The sequence below is a fragment of the Ruegeria sp. BG8 genome (genome assembly GCF_056538325.1).
The window spans coordinates 188,307-206,916 of record NZ_JBQFSZ010000005.1 but is presented as its reverse complement, the minus strand read 5'-3'; the positions used below and the strand labels follow the sequence as shown (position 1 = coordinate 206,916).

Annotated in this window: 17 protein-coding genes; 10 read left to right on the top strand and 7 right to left on the bottom strand. The window is 53.2% G+C overall.

The window, feature by feature from the left end; translation table 11 throughout:
- The first annotated feature begins 231 nt into the window (after window positions 1-231).
- Genes ACR0DG_RS12365 through ACR0DG_RS12350 form a run of 4 tightly spaced genes read left to right on the top strand, consistent with a single transcriptional unit; the run spans window position 232 to window position 4,137 of the window.
- Window positions 232-1,356: an MlaE family lipid ABC transporter permease subunit gene (locus ACR0DG_RS12365; protein WP_480696913.1), complete on the top strand. Its 1,125-nt coding sequence runs from the start codon at window positions 232-234 to the stop codon at window positions 1,354-1,356.
- A 1-nt stretch (window position 1,357) separates the two neighbouring features.
- The gene (locus ACR0DG_RS12360; RefSeq protein WP_480696915.1) at window positions 1,358-2,173 is read left to right on the top strand and encodes an ABC transporter ATP-binding protein; all 816 of its coding nucleotides are present in this window, start codon (window positions 1,358-1,360) and stop codon (window positions 2,171-2,173) included.
- 6 nt (window positions 2,174-2,179) lie between these two features.
- Complete coding sequence (locus ACR0DG_RS12355; protein WP_480696917.1) at window positions 2,180-3,496, top strand: MlaD family protein; 1,317 nt, start codon at window positions 2,180-2,182, stop codon at window positions 3,494-3,496.
- A complete protein-coding gene (locus tag ACR0DG_RS12350) occupies window positions 3,493-4,137 on the top strand; it encodes an ABC-type transport auxiliary lipoprotein family protein (protein ID WP_480696919.1) in 645 nt (214 codons plus the stop codon). The genes ACR0DG_RS12355 and ACR0DG_RS12350 overlap by 4 nt, the downstream gene beginning before the upstream one ends.
- 36 nt (window positions 4,138-4,173) lie before the next feature.
- Here the strand turns inward: ACR0DG_RS12350 and ACR0DG_RS12345 are convergent, their stop codons facing one another.
- The 3 genes from ACR0DG_RS12345 to ACR0DG_RS12335 form a co-directional block, all read right to left on the bottom strand.
- Window positions 4,174-6,063, bottom strand: a complete 1,890-nt coding sequence (locus ACR0DG_RS12345; RefSeq protein WP_480697278.1) for a vWA domain-containing protein — start codon at window positions 6,061-6,063, stop codon at window positions 4,174-4,176.
- A 29-nt stretch (window positions 6,064-6,092) separates the two neighbouring features.
- Window positions 6,093-6,632, bottom strand: coding sequence for an RNA polymerase sigma factor (locus ACR0DG_RS12340; RefSeq protein ID WP_480697280.1), 540 nt, complete (start codon window positions 6,630-6,632; stop codon window positions 6,093-6,095).
- Between the two features lie 62 nt (window positions 6,633-6,694).
- Window positions 6,695-8,275 carry an FMN-binding glutamate synthase family protein gene (locus ACR0DG_RS12335; RefSeq protein WP_480696921.1) on the bottom strand — a complete coding sequence of 527 codons (1,581 nt, stop codon included), beginning with the start codon at window positions 8,273-8,275 and terminating at the stop codon, window positions 6,695-6,697.
- A gap of 231 nt (window positions 8,276-8,506) precedes the next feature.
- On the opposite strand from ACR0DG_RS12335, the gene ACR0DG_RS12330 reads away from it, so the two are divergent.
- Window positions 8,507-8,875: a fluoride efflux transporter FluC gene (locus tag ACR0DG_RS12330; RefSeq protein ID WP_480696923.1), complete on the top strand. Its 369-nt coding sequence runs from the start codon at window positions 8,507-8,509 to the stop codon at window positions 8,873-8,875.
- Window positions 8,872-9,234 carry a fluoride efflux transporter FluC gene (locus ACR0DG_RS12325; protein ID WP_480696925.1) on the top strand — a complete coding sequence of 121 codons (363 nt, stop codon included), beginning with the start codon at window positions 8,872-8,874 and terminating at the stop codon, window positions 9,232-9,234. The genes ACR0DG_RS12330 and ACR0DG_RS12325 overlap by 4 nt, the downstream gene beginning before the upstream one ends.
- Window positions 9,235-9,236: 2 nt before the next feature.
- On the opposite strand, the gene ACR0DG_RS12320 is transcribed toward ACR0DG_RS12325, so the two are convergent.
- From ACR0DG_RS12320 to ACR0DG_RS12305, 4 genes are read right to left on the bottom strand one after another with little or no spacing between them, the layout of a single operon-like run.
- Window positions 9,237-9,563, bottom strand: a complete 327-nt coding sequence (locus tag ACR0DG_RS12320) for a cytochrome o ubiquinol oxidase subunit IV (protein ID WP_480696927.1) — start codon at window positions 9,561-9,563, stop codon at window positions 9,237-9,239.
- A complete protein-coding gene (locus tag ACR0DG_RS12315; protein WP_480696929.1) occupies window positions 9,556-10,188 on the bottom strand; it encodes a cytochrome c oxidase subunit 3 in 633 nt (210 codons plus the stop codon). Before ACR0DG_RS12315 ends, ACR0DG_RS12320 begins: the two co-directional genes overlap by 8 nt.
- Window positions 10,185-12,275, bottom strand: coding sequence for a cbb3-type cytochrome c oxidase subunit I (locus tag ACR0DG_RS12310; RefSeq protein WP_480696931.1), 2,091 nt, complete (start codon window positions 12,273-12,275; stop codon window positions 10,185-10,187). Before ACR0DG_RS12310 ends, ACR0DG_RS12315 begins: the two co-directional genes overlap by 4 nt.
- Window positions 12,272-13,234, bottom strand: coding sequence for a cytochrome ubiquinol oxidase subunit II family protein (locus ACR0DG_RS12305; RefSeq protein ID WP_480696933.1), 963 nt, complete (start codon window positions 13,232-13,234; stop codon window positions 12,272-12,274). Before ACR0DG_RS12305 ends, ACR0DG_RS12310 begins: the two co-directional genes overlap by 4 nt.
- Window positions 13,235-13,415: 181 nt before the next feature.
- Between ACR0DG_RS12305 and ACR0DG_RS12300 the strand changes: the two genes are divergently transcribed.
- The 4 genes from ACR0DG_RS12300 (at window position 13,416) to ACR0DG_RS12285 (ending at window position 18,609) form a co-directional block, all read left to right on the top strand.
- Window positions 13,416-14,648 (top strand): lytic murein transglycosylase, encoded by a 1,233-nt coding sequence (locus tag ACR0DG_RS12300; protein WP_480696935.1) that lies wholly within the window; start codon window positions 13,416-13,418, stop codon window positions 14,646-14,648.
- A gap of 402 nt (window positions 14,649-15,050) precedes the next feature.
- Window positions 15,051-16,679: a peptide ABC transporter substrate-binding protein gene (locus ACR0DG_RS12295; RefSeq protein ID WP_480696937.1), complete on the top strand. Its 1,629-nt coding sequence runs from the start codon at window positions 15,051-15,053 to the stop codon at window positions 16,677-16,679.
- 66 nt (window positions 16,680-16,745) lie between these two features.
- Entirely contained in the window at window positions 16,746-17,669 is a 924-nt protein-coding gene (gene oppB / locus ACR0DG_RS12290; RefSeq protein WP_480696939.1) for an oligopeptide ABC transporter permease OppB, read from the top strand.
- 10 nt (window positions 17,670-17,679) lie between these two features.
- Window positions 17,680-18,609: an ABC transporter permease subunit gene (locus tag ACR0DG_RS12285; RefSeq protein ID WP_480696941.1), complete on the top strand. Its 930-nt coding sequence runs from the start codon at window positions 17,680-17,682 to the stop codon at window positions 18,607-18,609.
- The last annotated feature ends 1 nt before the right edge of the window (window position 18,610 follow it).

Here is an 18,610-nt window from a genome sequence, read left to right as displayed (position 1 = left end):
CTGATTCCACAGAATTGGTTTCCGTGCGGACTTTGGCTTGGTTCCAACATAGCGGCAACAGGGCAAGTTACTCAGAAAATCATATTTGTTCAGACATGAGACAAGTATGCTGTGCCCAACGCTCAAAGGCTGTTCTTTCATTGCCACACCGGCCTACCTGCCGGCAGGCAAATAGCAAGTATGTGACAAATATTCATTGCAGCCCATGGCCGTTTCAACTCACATACGCCTATGACTGAACCTGCACTTCAACTGGACCGGGACGCCGATGGCGTTCGTATTCGGGTGTCGGGTGAATTGTTGACTCAGTCCCTCAGCAGCGTGGAAAACGCCTTTGCTGTTTTTCGCCCCGAAGGTGATCGCGTGGTTTTGGACTTGTCTGACGTTCAGGCGATGGACACGGGCGGAGCCTGGCTTGTGGCTGACCTTGCACATCGCGTCAGAAAAGCAGGCATCAATTTGCAGTTTCAGGGCGCTTTGCCCGCTTATTCCGATCTCATCGACACGGTTTCCAAGAATATCCCAGATGAGGCGACCCCAGACATCCAAAAACGCAGCTTTACGGATTGGGTGGAAGGCGTCGGCAAAGGCACAATGGGCGCGTGGCAAGATACCCTTTCAATACTCGGGTTTCTGGGCTTGACCCTGCATCGCCTTGTGCGGACTTTGTTGCAGCCAAGCCGGCTGAGAGGTGCAGCGCTTGTTTCCCAAATGGAAGAGACAGGTTTCAAGGCCATCCCGATCGTTGCTTTGATGGGTTTTCTGATTGGCGTTGTCCTGGCGTTTCAGGGTGCAACTCAGCTGAAACAGTTCGGCGCAGAGATTTTTGTGGTTGAGTTGATCTCTATCTCGGTCCTTCGGGAACTGGGTGTTTTGCTGACCGCCATCATCGTTGCCGGTCGGTCCGGGTCGGCATTCACCGCCTCGATCGGGTCCATGAAGGTTCAGGAAGAAATAGACGCCATGCGGACACTGGGCCTGGACCCAATCGAAGTTCTGGTTATCCCGCGTGTTGTTGCACTGTTGATAATGTTGCCGATCCTTGGGTTTATCGCTGATATCTCGGCCCTGATTGGCGGCGGATTGATGAGCTGGATTGATCTGAACGTCAGCCCGGGCATGTTCGCGACACGGTTGAAAGAGAATACCGGCATTTGGCAGTTCGCCATCGGGATGATCAAAGCCCCATTCTTTGCTTTGGTCATCGGCGTGATTGCCTGCTGGCAAGCCCTGCAAGTCAAAGGATCTGCCCAAAGCGTCGGGCAGCGCACCACAGCATCTGTTGTTCAGTCCATTTTCATGGTCATTGCCTTGGACGCGCTGTTTTCGATCTTCTTCTCGGTGATTGGGGTGTGACATGGACGGAACCGTTCTGCAACAAACCAACAAAGAGGATACTCAACGCGAGGCTGTCATCCGCGTTCGCAACCTGACAAATCAATTTGGCCCGCAAGTCGTACATCAGAACCTTGATCTGGATGTTTGGCGCGGAGAAGTTTTAGGCATTGTTGGCGGATCAGGCACGGGCAAATCCGTTTTGCTTCGGACAATCGTCGGGCTCAACAAACCCGCCGCCGGCAATATTGAGGTTTTGGGCGTCGACGTTTTAAACGGCCCAGAACAAGAACGCCGTCGCATTGAACAACGCTGGGGCGTCGCCTTTCAGGACGGCGCTTTGTTTTCATCTTTGACAGTGCTGCAAAACGTTATGGCACCACTACGAGAACATACCGGCCTAAGCGAAAGCCTTATGTCTGCGCTTGGAAGCTTGAAGATCAGTCTTGTTGGTTTACCGCAACTCAGCTGTGACAAATTCCCTTCGGAATTGTCTGGCGGGATGCGCAAACGCGCTGCGCTGGCTCGCGCACTGGCTTTGGACCCCGAAATTGTGTTTCTTGACGAACCTACCGCTGGTCTGGATCCGATTGGGGCCGCAGCCTATGACGATTTGATAGGTGAGTTGCAGGATGCACTTGGATTGACTGTTTTCATGGTCACGCACGATCTCGACAGCCTCTATGCCATTTGCGATCGGGTCGCAGTGCTTGCCGAAAAACGCGTGTTGGTCGAGGGACCGATTGAAGAAATGACCAAAGTCGATCATCCTTGGGTACAAGAATACTTCACCGGCCCTCGGGCGCGTGCGGCGCAAGAGAAAGGGCAAGACAGGTAACAAGCCATGGAAACCCGAGCAAATTATATCCTGATCGGCGCGTTCACCCTTGCGGCTATTCTAGGCGCATTCGGGTTTTTCCTGTGGCTGGCAAAGTTCGAAGTATCACGCCAATACGCCTATTATGACGTGCTGTTCGAAAACGTCTCTGGCCTGTCTGCGGCGGGTGGTGTCAGTTATAACGGATTGCCTGTTGGTCAGGTCATATCGTTAGAATTGGATGAGAATGACCCCTCAAAGGTGCGCGTGCGGCTTGAAGTTGATGCAGATATTCCCGTGACCTCAGAAACCGTAGCCCAACTCCAGTCACTGGGGGTTACTGGAGTAAGCTTTGTCGAACTGACCGGAGGGTCAGCCAACGCTGAGCGGCTGCCTCAGAACAGTTTGATCCAAAGCAAACGCAGCGCGATTCAATCTTTGTTCGAAGGCGCCCCGCTGCTGATGGAAAAAGCCATCACATTGTTGGAAGACATCAACCAGGTCGTTGACGACGAGAACCGACAGGCGGTATCGCAAATCCTCGAAAACGTGGCCTCAGCAACAGGCCGTCTGGACAAAACCCTATCAGACTTTGAATCCCTTTCGGCTGATTTGGGCGGCGCGGCCAGAGAGATTTCGGCCTTTTCCAGACGGCTGGACCAATTGGCCGATACGGCGGAAACCACGCTGGAAACCGGTACAGACACCCTTAAAAGCGTGAAAACAGCGTCCGAGTCGGCCGCAAATGCACTGGATAGCGCCCAGATTACTTTTGAGACGGCGGACCGTGTCATCCAACAGGACTTGAAACCGTTCATCGACCGCGCATCTTCACTGGCAGACAACCTTTCTCGGTTATCAGGTGAAGGCAGCGTGGCCATCGCGACGGTTTCTGAAACCTTCCTGAATGCGAATGAAACACTGGGCTCGATCACAGGTGCGATGGAAACCGCCGAAGGAACCCTTGTGTCGGCTCAAAAGGCATTCGACTCGGCCAACCGGGTGATTAACGAGGACGTCGGGGCCGTGGTCGACGACATACGCAATGCCGCCAATCAGGTTGCCACAACTGTTACAAGGGTCACAGATCGGATCGACGAAATATCCGCAGACATCCTGAGCGCCTCTAGATCGGCATCCGACCTATTGGCCACAATCGATGGCGTTGTGCAGGAAAACCGGCGGCAATTGTCCGACTTCCTACGCGTGGGTCTGCCCCAATTCACGCGCTTCATCGAAGAATCCCAGCGGCTGGTCATTAGTCTGGATCGCTTGGTGGATAAGGTTGAACGGGACCCGGCCCGCTTTTTGCTGGGAACCCAAGCATCGGAGTTTCGTCAATGATTAGGACGATCCTGGCGGCATTTGCCGTTTCGGCGGTAACCGGCTGTACCGGGTTGGGCACGCTCCAACAGGCGTCAAAGCCAAATGACTTGTACCTGCTGACGCCCAAAAGCACCTTTTCCACGTCGTTGCCGAAGATACAAAAACAGATCGTTGTCGAAGAACCGACAGCCACTGCCGCAGTCAATACCGACCAGATCGCCGTGCAACCCTCGCCCCTTCAGGTGCAATACCTTTCCAGAGCCCGCTGGGTTGATCGAGCACCGCTTATTGTTCAGGCGCTCATGGTGGAGAGTTATGAAAACAGTGGAAAAGTGGCTGCAGTCGGTCGCTCGACCGTGGGTCTACGTGCCGATTACGTAATCGTTCCCGACCTGCGTGAATTTCAGGGCATCGTCGTAAGCGAGTCAGAGGACGCGAGCTTGGTTCGTGTCGAAGTTCGAATGAACATCAAGATCATCGACGAATTTGAAGACAAAATCATCGCGTCCGACTCTTTCAGCGAATTCGTGATAGCGGAAAGCGATCAAACCCCTGATCTGGTGACAGCCTTTGATGTTGCTCTTGGAAAAACGATGCGGGATGCAGTCGAATGGAGCATTCGCAGAATCCACACCCACGCAACGAACAATCCAAGGTAAGACTGGTCACCGCGTGGGCTGAGAAAGTAAACAAGGCTATTTGGTTAGAGACTGCGCAAGGCGCATCAGAGTGACCGCCTCAGAGCGGTAACCGTACGGATCATCGCCACGGGATGTATTTGCCAAAGCGATCGCGTCTTCATAAGTCCACTCGCCCAAATACGGACTATCGCGCAACAACTGGCCGAAACCTGCAATTGCATATGCGAACCGAACGTCTTCGGATTCGTCCCCCTGCCCGAAATAAATCGGCTGTTCCAGCAATTGGCTTTGGGATGCACCCGGCGTTTTGTACCGCAATTTGAAGTACCCAATCTCATCCGTCTTGTCCGCAGAGGTTTGGGTGCCGTAACGCAAAGGGCTGTTGCGAACAGCATCAGATCCAATGGGTGTCACTTCATAGATCGCAGTGACTGAGTGACCTGCGCCGATGTCACCTGCATCTACTTTGTCGTTGGAAAAATCTTCTCGCTTTAGTGCACGCGTTTCATATCCGATCAAACGATATTCGGCGATTTGCGCAGGGTTGAATTCGATCTGGATTTTCACATCATTGGCAATCGGAAACAACGCGCCTTCCAATTGGTCAACCAGAACTTTGCGCGCTTCTCCCAACGTATCGATATAGGCGGCCTGCCCGTTTCCATTCTGGGCCAAAGCCTGCATGGTAGCGTCATCCAAGTTACCGCGACCAAATCCTAGAACACTTAGAAAAGTACCGCTGGCGCGTTTACGCGAAATGAATTCCTTAAGTTCTTCTGGATCAGCCAAACCGACATTAAAATCTCCATCCGTTGCTAACACGACGCGGGTTACTTCACCGTCAGACGACATAGCTTCTGCCACCTGGTACGCCTGTTGCAAACCCGCCTGACCGGCCGTCGACCCACCAGCTTCGAGCCTGTCGAGCGCCGCTAATACCTTGCTTTGCTCTGATGCGGCAGTCGGTTCCAGAACCTGACCTGCGCTGCCTGCATAGGTTACTATCGCTACCTGATCTTCCGGTCGCAGCTCGGACAGCAGCAATCGGAAGGACTGTTTCAGAAGGGGCAGTTTGTTGGCATCCTGCATGGATCCAGACGTATCAATCAGAAAAACAAGGTTCAGGGGCGGACGGTTCTGAACCTCTGGAACTGCACCTTGAATCGCAACATGCACGAGCTGAGTGCCTTCGTTCCAGGGCGTAGGACTTACCGTAATTGAAGGGCGAAATGGAACCTGACCATCTGGCACCGGATAGTCATAGGGAAAATAGTTCACCATTTCTTCGACACGAACGGCATCCCGGGGTGGAAGATGACCACCCATCAAAGACGATCGGACAATTGCGTATGAAGCCGTGTCGACATCGATCGAGAATGTCGAAACAGGTTCGTCGGCTGTCACCTTCAATGCGTTGCTTTCCGCATTCGCAAAGGTTTCATTGTTTGTTTCGGCGGCAATCGGTTCAGATTGCGTTCTTTCAATCAGCGTTTCGCTAGCAAAGCCGTTCGAAACAGACAACTCTTCCGCGACCTGAGAGCGGCTTAAGGCACGTGGTTCTGCGGGCACAGGTGTTTGCGGCTCGATCTCCAGGTCTGCAGTGAGCGCTTCTGCCAATGCCTTTTCCACCTGTGGCGATTGAGCTATCGATTGCACGGCATGGTCTTCAGACCATTGGTCTGGCTGCTGCCAAAATCCTTGGGTTTGGGGTAAAAAAACAAACAACGCGACTGCTGCAATTGCTGTCGTTGCGGTCAATGCGCTGCGGCTTGAAAGCGTATTTAACATGGATTGCGCTCCTTCTGTCATGCGGGCCAGTGGGCCTCGCCTGACAGTGGGACGGCTCTCAGGCCGCAATCCTTGGGCTTTAATGAATTTTTCGCGGGCCAAGGTTGTATTGCTCGCCCGGCGCGCTGCATCCGCAGTTGGGGTCACCGCATCCATAGCCTGCTTTAGCTGTTCAAGATCATCTGTCACGGGGCCAGTTCCTCCTGTCTCAGCGCACGAAGACGTTTTCGGATTTCCGACAACCGCCACGACACCGTTCCTTCAGACACACCAAGGACCTCGGCCGCCTGAGCATGAGTCATCTCGTCTTCCAGGATCAACGCCAGTGTATCTTGCAAGTCCTGAGGCAAGGTGCGCATGGCTTTTTGCAACCACTCGACTGCTTCTGCTGTTTCAGCGGCCTCGGCACGGCGCATATGTTCCACATCACCCCACCCGACCGAAGCGCGCGTATGGCTTGCCCGTCGTCTTCGCGCATCTTCGGCAGCATTGACAACCACACGGTATAACCACGTCGTAAACTTGGACCGGCCCCGAAAACTCAAAAGCTTTCTTGGTAAACTTACACAGATTTCCTGCGTTAGGTCTTCTGCAAGATCTGGCACTCCGGTCAGCCGGAAAGCCAAACGGAAAACGCGATCGTAATGCCGCTGCAAAAGGGTTTCAAACGCATCCGCGTCCCCTTCTATTGCAGCTTGTGCCAAGTCCTCATCCGACGTTTTCATGCGCATCACGATGAGTAAGACGGACCACAAAGGTCAATCCTTGGCGAAACTAGATAAAAAAGTCAGAACTGTTCCGCAGATGCCATCTTCCAGTCTGCTGCGAACTCATCCGGGACAGTGTCCTTCAGCAACGCGCCGTCTTCGAGCAGAGTATATAGGTCCGCATAGCTATGCTCTCGCTCATCGGCCGTGCGGCGGCGTATGTCCGAGGGGTGCAGGTCGGAGACCTTCTCTTTGCCCATCGCCCCAAGGATTTCGCGAAAGCTTTCCAACGTTGCATCATGGTATCGATGAACACGCTGGCGTTTTTGCGGGACATTAACCGCCCTGCCCCGTATTGGATCCTGCGTCGCAACACCTGATGGGCAACGGTTCGTGTTGCAGTGCAACGCCTGAATGCATCCAACCGCGAACATCATGGCGCGTGCCGCATTGCACATATCAGCGCCGAGCGCGAATTTCTCAACAAGATCGTATCCCGTTGCAACCTTGCCTGCGCAGATGATCGTAATCTGGTCGCGCAGCCCGACGCCCCGAAGGCAGTTGTTCACGAATATCAACGCCTCGTTCAACGGCATTCCCAAACGGTTCGTAAACTCAACAGGTGCCGCACCTGTTCCACCCTCTGAGCCATCGATTGTGATGAAATCGGGTAGAATACCTGTTTCCAACATTGCCTTGCAAATGGCCATGAATTCGCAAGGCCGACCTATGCAAAGCTTGAAACCAATCGGTTTGCCATCAGACATTTCGCGAAGATGTTGCACAAAATGCAGCAGCCCTGTTGGCCCTTCGAACGCTGAGTGGACCGGAGGAGAGATGACATCCTGATTTACCGGCACGCCGCGAATTTCAGCAATCTCTTCATCGACTTTCGCCGCCGGCAAGACACCACCATGCGAAGGTTTCGCCCCTTGTGAAAGCTTGATTTCAATGGCTTTGACCACGTCCTTCTTAGCTTTCTCGGCGAATTTGTCCTTGTCGAATTCACCGTCGATGGTTCGGCAGCCAAAATAACCCGTGCCGATCTGCCAGATGATATCGCCGCCTTCTGCCAAATGGTGAGGCGACAGCCCCCCCTCGCCCGTGTTATGCGCGAAACCACCGTCTTTGGCACCACCATTCAGCGCCCTGATGGCATTCGCACTAAGGGCGCCGAAACTCATGGCGGAAACATTCAGTCGCGAGGCGTTGTAAGGCTGCGTGCACTGCGGCCCGCCAAGGGTTACGCGTTCTTCGCTTTCGCTCACGTGTTTTGGGGCAAGAGAATGATTGGCCCTGTGGTATCCCACCGAAAGAATATCATACTGTGTGCCAAACGCCTGTGTATCCACCTGACCTTTCGCGCGCGAATAAACCAAGGCGCGAATGATCCGGTTATAGGGGCGCCCGCTTTCGTTTGTTTCCACAAAATACTGGCGTATCTCGGGGCTAACAAACTCAAGCATGTACCGAAAATGCCCCAAGACCGGGTAGTTGTTCAGCACGTTGTGTTTTGTGGTCAGAATATCATAGAGGCCAATCACCGCGTAGGGGACCAAAAACAAAAGCAGCCAGTGCACAGGTGACCAGAAAAACCCCAACACCAAGGTCAGCGGCAGACACACGCAACTCAGGAAATAATAGAGTTTGCGAACAATCATCGGGCTCTCCTAATCTGGCAAAGACAATTATGGACCGTGAAACCAATTGGCCCCTATTTGCAAGCGTTTGTACCATGTATCACGGGAAAGGGTGGTTTTGTGAAATACATGGAATACCCCGGCCGCTGGTTGATACAAAACGCACCTAATTGTATGCCGGTCAAAGTATAAACTTGGGCGCTTGTATTGGACGACAACACGACAAAATTGGCGGCACCAAATGCGACCTTAATGTTTGCCGCAGTGTTCGTGGGCGGTGCCGTTGGATCCTTGCTGCGTGAGAGTTTTTCTTCGCCGATCATGGGTGCTCCGTTTCTGACCACTACGTTTGGCATTAATGTTGTTGCCTGTTTTGTTCTTGGTTGGCTTTATTCCATTCGCAACCGAGTGCACGCGCATGTGCTGCATTTCGGCGCGGTCGGGTTCTGTGGTGGGCTTTCGACGTTTTCGTCCTTTGTGGCTGACCTGGATGTTATGGCGTCTCAGAACATCTGGCACGCCGTCACAGCGGCGGCTCTTGAGATTTTCGTCGGTTTATGTACCGCAGTGTTGGGGGAAATGCTTGGAAGGCGGGTTCTGGAAGGGAGGTCATCGGATTGACCGACCTGTTCCTGCATTTGATGTTCGGACTTGGCGGTGGGCTTGGTGCCGTTTTGCGCCATTGGATCGCCTTGGTGATCAAACACGAGCTTCCACTCTCGACTTTGATCGTGAATGTATTGGGCAGCCTTTTGCTTGGAATTTGGGTCGGCTACCTCGGAGGGACAGTCGAAATGGCCGAAGAACAAAAGCGTCTGGTCTTCGGTTTTTGCGGTGGCTTCACCACTTTCTCTAGCTTTGCCTATCAGTCGCTCGAGCTGCGAAAAGAACGCACCATCGTTTTTGCTGCAGGCAATATTCTTCTTAGCGTTGCATTATGTTTGGGCGCCTTTTGGATTGGTCTGGCGATAATGCGATGAGGTCACATCGGATAAGTGTGCATGCGCACTGCGAGATTGCCCATGATCCAAATTGTGCCCACGATAATGATCAACAGCACCAATGTTGAAAACAGCACAAGATCCAAATCTTCGCGGCTGCTGCGTCGGCGGTCGATGTGCAGGAAATACACAAGCTGAATGATCAACTGGGCCAAACCCAGCAAACCGATCACAAGAAACACACCTTTCGTTTCGATACCAAAGACATAAGCAGTGACAAACACCAGCACTGTCATAATCAGGGAACCGCCATATCCTATGATATAACGCCGCCTCTCACGGCGGTGCATTTCGCTCCGGTTATCCATAAGCAAGCCCCCCGAAATATACGATCGTGATGATGCCGATCCAGATCAGATCCAGAAAATGCCAGAACAGAGCCAAACGCACGACACGCGACATCAACAAATCCGTCAGTCCAGAAATCCTGAGTTGAACACCCAAAACAACCAACCAAATGCAGCCCGCGGCTACGTGCAAACCATGCAGAGGTACTAGCCCATAGAAAGCAGACAAAAAGCCACTACGCTGTGGAACGCCTCCGTTCTCGGCCATCGCCATAAAGTCTCTGATCTCGAGAACCAGAAAGCTGAGGCCCAGAACGAGCGTTACGCCGAACCACATCACTATACGAGAACGAGGCAGATTGTATTTCAGCGCCAGCATCGCGAGACCCACTGTCAAACTGCTGGTCAGAAGTATGAGTGTTTGGGCGAAAATGCTGTGGAGGTTAAATAACTCATGCGGCCCCGGCCCACCGGCCTGCGCATCGATCATGGTGATATAGATCGCAAACATCAGGCCGAAATAAACCAGGTCGCTCATCAGAAAGACCCAAAAGCCAAAAGTCACAACCTGACTGGCCTTGTCGGCACCCGGATGTCGACGACCAAGATTCAAGCCCGGATAGCTGTGCGTCGGCGCGGGCTTCATATCGCAGCCTCCATGTCGGGACAGGCCAAACCACGGTTTTCAGCAGCGGTTTCAAAATCTCGATCGACCGGAGCTGCGTTTCGAACCTCATCCAGCCACGCTTCGTGTTGCCGGCGGACTTCATCGGCTGGAATGACTTGTTCAGTGTCGGTTCTGAAGGTCCATGCGATAAACGAAAGGATGATCAAAGCCGTCATCAATGCAGCCAGCCACCAAATCCACCAGACCAGCGCAAACATCCAAACACCGCTAAGCACGCAGAGCACAAAACCAATGGCCGTGTTTCGCGGCATCACAATGTCTTCATATGCGTCTGGCGTCGGATAGGCACGACCAGCCTCTTTTTCTGCTGCGAAATTATCGCGATCCGTAACGTTCGGGATGATGGCAAAGTTATATGCCGGTGGGGGCGCTGGAATCGACCACTCCAACGTGCGCGCATCCCATGGGTCGCCGACTGGGGCACGGGTCTTTTCCCTGTCACGAATACTGACCCAAAGCTGCACCACAACCGACAGCAACGCCGCGAGGATGACCAGCGAGCCAACAGCCGCGACAATCATATAGGGATGAAAACTGGGATCTTCCCAACTGTAGGATCGACGCGGCATTCCCATCAGACCCACGAAATAAAGAGGTAAAAATGTCAGCATAAAGCCAACCGTCCAAAGAAAAACGCTGATGCGGCCCCAGCTTTCATTCAGACGAAATCCAAACGCTTTTGGAAACCAGTAATTATACCCGGCCAACAAGCCAAATAGCACGCCTGGAAGCAGGACATTGTGGAAATGGGCCACCAGAAACAATGTGTTATGCACTTGGTAATCCAAAGTAGGATTTGCGAGGATAACACCGCTCAGACCACCGATTACGAACAACATTAGGAACGCCAGACCATACAGCATGGGTACGGAAAACCGGATGCGTCCCCGAAACAGGGTCGCCATCCAGTCATAGACTTTCACCCCCGTTGGAATTGCGATCAGCATGGTTGCGATGCCAAATACTGCGTTGATCAACCCGCTTTGACCCATGGTGAAAAAATGATGCAGCCAGACGGTGAATGAAAGTACTGCGATCGACATCGTCGCGATTACCAACGAGTTGTATCCGTACAGCCGTTTGGCAGAGAAAGTCGCGAAAATCTCGGAATAAATGCCATACGCAGGCAACACCAAAAGGTAGACTTCCGGATGACCAAACAGCCAGAACAAGTTGGCATAGTTCATCATGTTTCCACCCAAGTCGTTGGTGAAAAAATGGAAGTCCAGGTACCTGTCGGCCGCCAGCATCAACGCCGCAACACCAAGCGGAGGCATGGCGAATATAATAAGGATTGAGCTGCAAATAATCGTCCAGCAATACATGGGCAGCCGCATGAACTTCATCCCCGGTGCCCGCAATTTATAGATCGTTACTGCAAAGTTGATACCGGTCAGGGTCGTACCAATACCCGAAACAACAATGGCCCAAATCCAGTAATCCGGCCCTACCCCGGGGTTAAACGCAGCGCCGGTATAGGGTGGGTATGCTGTCCAACCTCCGGTCGAAAATTCGCCCACGACCAGCGAAACCATCAACATCATTCCGGCAGAAACCGTTAAACCAAGACTGATCTGGTTCATAACCGGAAAGGCAACATCCCGCGCACCGATCATCAGCGGCACTAAGTAATTCGCCAGCCCGAACACAAAGGGGACGGCAACGAAGAACACCATGATGGTTCCGTGCGTGCTGAAAAGCTCGGCAAAATGTTCAGCCTCCAGGAACCCATCGCCCGGACCAGCCGCCTGCTGCGCGCGCATGACAACGCCTTCCAACACGCCCCGAGCCAGCATCACAATCGCAAAGACGATATACATGATGCCAATCTTTTTGTGGTCGGCACTGGTCAGCCAATCGCGCCAAAGCGGACCCCAAAGGCGGTAGTATGTCAGAATGGCGATAACGGCTATGGCGCCAACGATCACGACACCCGCAGCAGCATTGGCTACGATCTCGTTGGCATCGGGCGTCTGTATCAAGCCCGCCAACGGGAACGAGTCCCAGCTTAGGCGGCCAAAGAACCCCACACCCTCAGAACTCATTGGGAAGCCTCCTGAGAATATGCGGCGGTTCCAGGTTGCTGATGCGGCTGCAAAGCCTGGCCACCGTGATACCTGTGCAGAATGGATTGAAACAAATCACCCTGATCCAACACGAAATACAGCGCATCTTCGGGCATATTCTGCGTTCCCAAAGCTGCCTGAACTTCATCACGATCCGTGCGCATGGCCAATACCCCGTAGGTGTCCGCATCCAACAAAACACCATTGTCGCGCACACCCTGAACCCATAAGTTAAAGTCCTCTGTTTCCATCGCTCGTGCTTGGAATTTCTGCTTTGTGAACCCACGACCGTTATACTGCGTGTTCTCTCCCTGCATCATTCTGGGAGCATCGGCGGAAACGTGCAGCTTGGTGGTCATGCCCGGCATCGCATAGATCTGACCTGCAAGAGCAGGGATCATGAACGACTGCATCACCGTATCTGTCGTAAGCGTCATGGACACTTGTTGCCCAACCGGAATTCCCATTTCGCCAACGCTTGCAATGCCAAGATCGGGGTAGATGAACAGCCATTTCCAATCCAGGCCAACAACCTGAACGTTGAGGGCGGGGGTCTGCCCGAAATCGGCTGTGTAGGGATCCAGCCGGTGCGTGGACTTCCATAAGTAAAAAGAAAGTACGGCCACGATCAGCACAGGAATGCCCCACATGACAAACTCAAGCGGTCCCGAGAAGTCCCATTTGGGTCGGTAGGCCGCGGCACTGTTGCTGCGGCGGCGGTACCTGATGGCAATCAACGGCACCAAAAGCAGCACGGGGACAACGGCAAGCAAGATCAAAAGCGTTGCCCGAACCAGATGCGTTTTCTGTATTGCCGCGATGGGGCCCTGCGGATCAAGGAAACTGTCGCTGGCTAAGCCTGCCTGGGATAAAAACCCGGTTGCAAGCAACGTGGCAAACACCAGCAAAACCGCGGATGACACTTTGAACTGGGCCAAGCGAGATCATCCTCCTGCGTCGCTGGTTTCCAACAACTATCGGCAGAGTCGCCTCATTTCTCAAGCCTTTTCCAGCACGCATGCATGTTGCGGTTTTCATCAAAACACTGTTGGGCTTTTTTTGACCTTTAATCAGCAGGCCGCAGTTGACTTAACGCGCGCCAAGGCGAATTTTTCGACTATGCGTTATTTGGTTTTCGCCATCTTCTTCATCCTGTGCTCTGGTGCCCACGCGCAAAATCGGGCTGCAATAGAACAACAGTTCCAGCGATGGATCGAAAACACTATCTGGCCAATGGCCAGATCAAAGGGCGTTTCACAAAAGACCCTGAAAAAGGCTTTTGATGGCGTAACGTTGAATTGGACATTGCCAGACCTTGTTCCACCCGGTGAAGCAACCAAAACCCCCAAACGGCAAAGTCAGGCAGAATTCAGGTCGCCAGCCCGTTACTTCAATGCAAATTCAGTTAGGAACGCCACATCGGTTGGTAAACAGATGGCACGTCGCCATGCAACGGTTCTGAACCGCGTTGAAGCTGAAACCGGCGTGCCTGCCCGCATCATCCTTGCGATATGGGGACGAGAAAGCGGTTACGGTCAGGTCGCTGTCCCGCATGACGCGATCGAAGTTCTGGCGACCAAAGGCTTTATGAGCACGCGACGCACGCTCTTTATACAGGAACTGATTGCAGCACTGCAGATTTCTGAAACAGGAGTCGCACCACCCGGTCGACTGAAAAGCAGTTGGGCCGGGGCTTTGGGGCAGCCGCAGTTCATGCCATCGAACTTTTTAGCCTACGCAAAAGACGGGAGCGGAGACGGCCGTGCCGACATCTGGACTTCGCCAGACGACACTATTGCTTCGATCGGGCATTACCTCTCGCAGCATGGATGGGTTGCCGGTCGGGACTGGGGTTTCGAAATCGACCTTCCCCAAAACCTATCATGTGCTCTTGAGGGGCCCGACCAAGGAAAACTCATCAGCGAATGGCAAAAGCTCGGCGTGACGCGGGTGTCCGGTAAACCCTTCCCCGATCATGAACTATCGGGCGAAGGTTTTTTGATGTTGCCAGCGGGCCGAAAAGGGCCTGCGTTTCTGGTCACCCCAAACTTTTACGCTCTTAAAGAGTACAACAAAAGTGACCTGTACGCTTTGTTTGTCGGCCATGTCGGCGATCGTATCCAATTCAACATGAATGACTTTTCCGGCCGTTGGGATGATGTTGGAAAACTGTATCGTTCCGAAATCGCCATCATGCAGCAGGCGTTGGAAAACAAGGGGCATGATGTGGGTGGCGTCGATGGCTTGCCCGGCTTCAAAACCCGCCGCTCAATAGGGCGTTGGCAAGAAGCTACACGTCAGGACCCAACCTGCTTTCCAGAGAAACACATGAAGGCCGCATTGACCAAATAGCGATTCGTCCGCGGCGACCTAATATGCCCAACGTCTTACGTTGGGTTAACCGTCAACCCGTGGCGCAGGACCTTCACTAAAATGTCAAGAACCCTCCAAACAGCGGCATAAAATTTCCAAGACCAAGCCGTTATCTTCACAATCCGCTCTTCCGAGCCCAATTTTCCTGCAAAGCCTTTAACCTTTTTTGAAATAATGCCACCTTCGGCGTCAGTGAGAGGCGACTTTCGCAACTACGTTTCCGACTGCAAACCGAAAGACTGCGACGCGGTGTTCATTGCGATCTGACAAAGCAAAATTTGAACCTGTTCCGGGTGCTTTCCCGGTCGGACAAACATGGTGGCCAAGCGCCACCCTGAACGGGTGCGCGTGCCTTACCCTAGATAACGGGAGTAGAAAAATATGAACAAATACATTCGTACATCGCTGGCGGGGCTGCTGACCTCGACCATGATAACAAGTGCTGCCATGGCGGCTGGAACTCATCCCGAAACCGGCGAAGCACTCGCCGAAGACCAGACTTTTACCTACAGGATTTTGGACGAACACAGCTCAGTTGACCCTCAGGTGGTTGAAGACGTGACAGGCGCTGAAATTGTGCGCGACCTTTTCGAAGGGCTGATGAATCAGGATGAGGACGGCAATCTGGTTCCCGGTGTAGCTACTGGCTTTACCACCAATGACACCAAAGATGTCTATACCTTCACACTGCGCGACAATGCCAAATGGTCAAACGGCGATCCGGTAACCGCCGGTGATTTTGTCTATGCGTGGAAACGCGCCGTCGATCCCGCTCTGTCCTCGCCTTACGCGTGGTTCATGGAACTGATGTCGATCGAGAACGCATCGGAAATCATTGCGGGCAACAAACCCGTTGAAGAACTTGGCGTCAAAGCGATCGACGATCACACGCTGGAAGTAAAGCTGAGCGCGCCCCTACCCTATTTCCCGCAGATGACGACACACTCGACCACCTTCCCTGCGCCACAGAAAGTGATCGAAGAGTTTGGCGACGCATGGACCAAACCCGAAAACATCGTGTCAAACGGGGCCTATGTCCTGACCGAACATCTGCCGCAAGAACGTTCCGTTCGTGAGCGTAACGAGATGTACTGGGACAATGACAACACCATCATCGAAAAGGTTGTGGCGCTGGTCATCAACGATGAAAACGTTGCACTGACCCGCTATTTGGCAGGCGAGTTGGATCGTACCGAAGTGCCCGCCGGTCAGTTCCCAAGGCTGCAGAAAGAGAACCCAGAAGAAGCCATTAGCTTCCCCCGCCTCTGCAATTACTACTATACGTTCAACTTATCGGATGGCGGTCCGGAAGAATTCAAAGATCCGAAAGTACGCCAAGCTCTGTCCTTGGCAGTGGACCGTGACATCATCACCCGCAATGTGAAAGCTGGTGGCGAACCGCCCGCATACACATTCGTTCCTGAAGCCACCGCTGGCTTTACTGTCCCAGCGGTCGAGATGGCGTCTATGTCTCAGCAAGAACGCGACGAACTGGCCAAGGAACTAATGGCCGAGGCGGGTTTTGGCCCAGACAATCCGCTGAGCTTCGAGATGGTCTACAACACTGATGAGGCACACAAGAAAGTCGCCGTGGCACTTAGCCAAATGTGGAAACAAAAACTAGGTGTTCAGGTCCAATTGGCCAATATGGAATGGAAGGTCTTTCTTGAAGAACGTGGCAATCAGAACTTCGATCTGGCCCGTGGTGCTTGGTGTGGCGACTACAACGAAGCATCAACCTTCCTTGACCTGCTGCAGTCGGATTCCGGTTACAACGATGGCAAGTACAACAACGCCAAAGTTGACGAGCTTCTAGCTAAGGCCAAAACCGCAGATGATGCCGCACCTTTATATACCGAGGTCGAACGCATTATCGCGCAAGAAACCCCGGTTATCCCGATTTACCACTATGCTGGCGTTTACATGATGGACAGTGACGTGGGGAACTGGCCGGTCAATAACGTAGAGCAGAACTGGTATTCCAAGAACCTCTACAAAATCGCCGAATAATCATCTTTAGATCACGCTTTGCCCCGAAGAAGTCTTTGGGGCAAAGCCAATAATTGGGGGCATGAAATGCTTGCCTATGTCATCCGGCGGCTACTGGCTGCCGTTCCGACGATCCTATTGCTCATCGTCGCCAGCTTTTTTCTGATGCACTTCGCACCCGGTGGGCCTTTCACATCCGAGCGGCCATTACCACCAGCCGTGCTGGCAAATATCGAGGCGCGTTACGGATTGGACCAACCTTTGTGGAAACAGCTTTGGGACTATCTGTACAACATCGTCGTGCATTTCGACTTTGGCCCGTCGTTCAAGTTTAAAGACCGCGATGTGAACGACATCATCGCACAGGGCTTTCCGATTTCGCTGACCTATGGTTCGCTGTCGTTTCTTGTGGCCACCACGATTGGGGTCGGCTTGGGAATTGCCGCTGCGATCAAACACAACAGCTGGATTGACTATTTTGCCGTGGGCCTGGGCATCGCGGCACAAGCCCTGCCGAATTTCATCATGGGCCCCATCCTGATCCTGACATTCACGCTGTGGCTGGGTTGGTTGCCGGGCGGTGGTTGGAACGGCGGGCAATGGCCGTACCTGATCATGCCTGTCATCGCATTGGCCACGTCTTACATGGGATCCATTGCGCGGATCACACGGTCATCCATGCTGGAAGTGTTGAACTCAAACTTTATCCGCACCGCGCGGGCCAAGGGCCTGCCAACAAGAACCGTGATCTGGCGCCACGCTTTGAAGCCAACTCTGCTGCCGGTCGTCTCTTACTTGGGGCCGGTATTTGTTTACGTACTGACCGGGTCAGTTTTCGTGGACATCTACTTTTCGACAGGCGGGCTGGGTCAGGCTTATGTGGGCTCTGCCTTATCCCGAGACTACGCCGTGCTTTTGGGCGTAACAATCTTGTATGGCGTCCTGACTGTACTGGTGAACCTACTGACGGATCTGGCCTATGCCTGGTTCGATCCGAAAATTCGTTACTAAGGGGCCGGCAATGCTTGGAAAATCACAAAAAGCCGCCCATCTGGCCGAGGACATTACTGATTACACGGTTATTCAGGGTCGTTCACTCTGGCAGGACGCGCGCATGCGCTTTGTCCGCAATAAGGCGGCTATGGCCAGCCTGTTCATCCTGACCCTGATCGTTCTGTTCACCATAATAGGCCCCTTTTTCGCCGTTTGGGACAACGAAGAGATCGACTGGAATGTCATGGGCGACGTTCGCGGGATGGGAATGCCTTCGGTTGAAACTGGTCACTTCTTTGGCGTCGATGATTTGGGACGCGATCTTTACAGCCGGGTCATTCAGGCGACGACAACCTCCCTTTTGGTTGGATTGATCGGGGCAGCAACAGCCCTGATTGTCGGCACCTGCTATGGCATCGCCGCAGGTTACATCGGCGGCCGCACAGACAGTGTGATGATGCGGTTTGTCGATGTCCTTTTGGCCATTCCGGCAACCTTGGTTATCATCCTGCTTTTGGTTGTCGCCGGGCGATCATTCGTCATGCTTTTCATAGCTTTGGGTGCCGTTGGCTGGCTCACAATGGCTCGCATCGTTCGAGGGCAGACATTAACCCTGAAAAACCGCGAGTTCATAGAGGCAGCCCGTGCAGCGGGGGTAAGCGAATTCACCATCATGTATCGGCACATCTTACCGAACCTGCTGGGAGTGGTGATCGTATACGCGTCATTGCTTGTACCCGAGATGATCCTGACAGAAAGCTTCATCTCGTTTCTCGGGCTGGGTATATCCGAGCCTTACACGTCGCTGGGCCGTCTGATCGCCGAAGGTGCCGGAACGATGGCCTATGGAACGCTGTGGCAATTGCTTTTTCCCCTGACTTTCTACGTCGCCATCATCATCACCATGTTCTTCATCGGGGATGGTTTGCGTGATGCTCTGGACCCAAAGGATCGCTGAG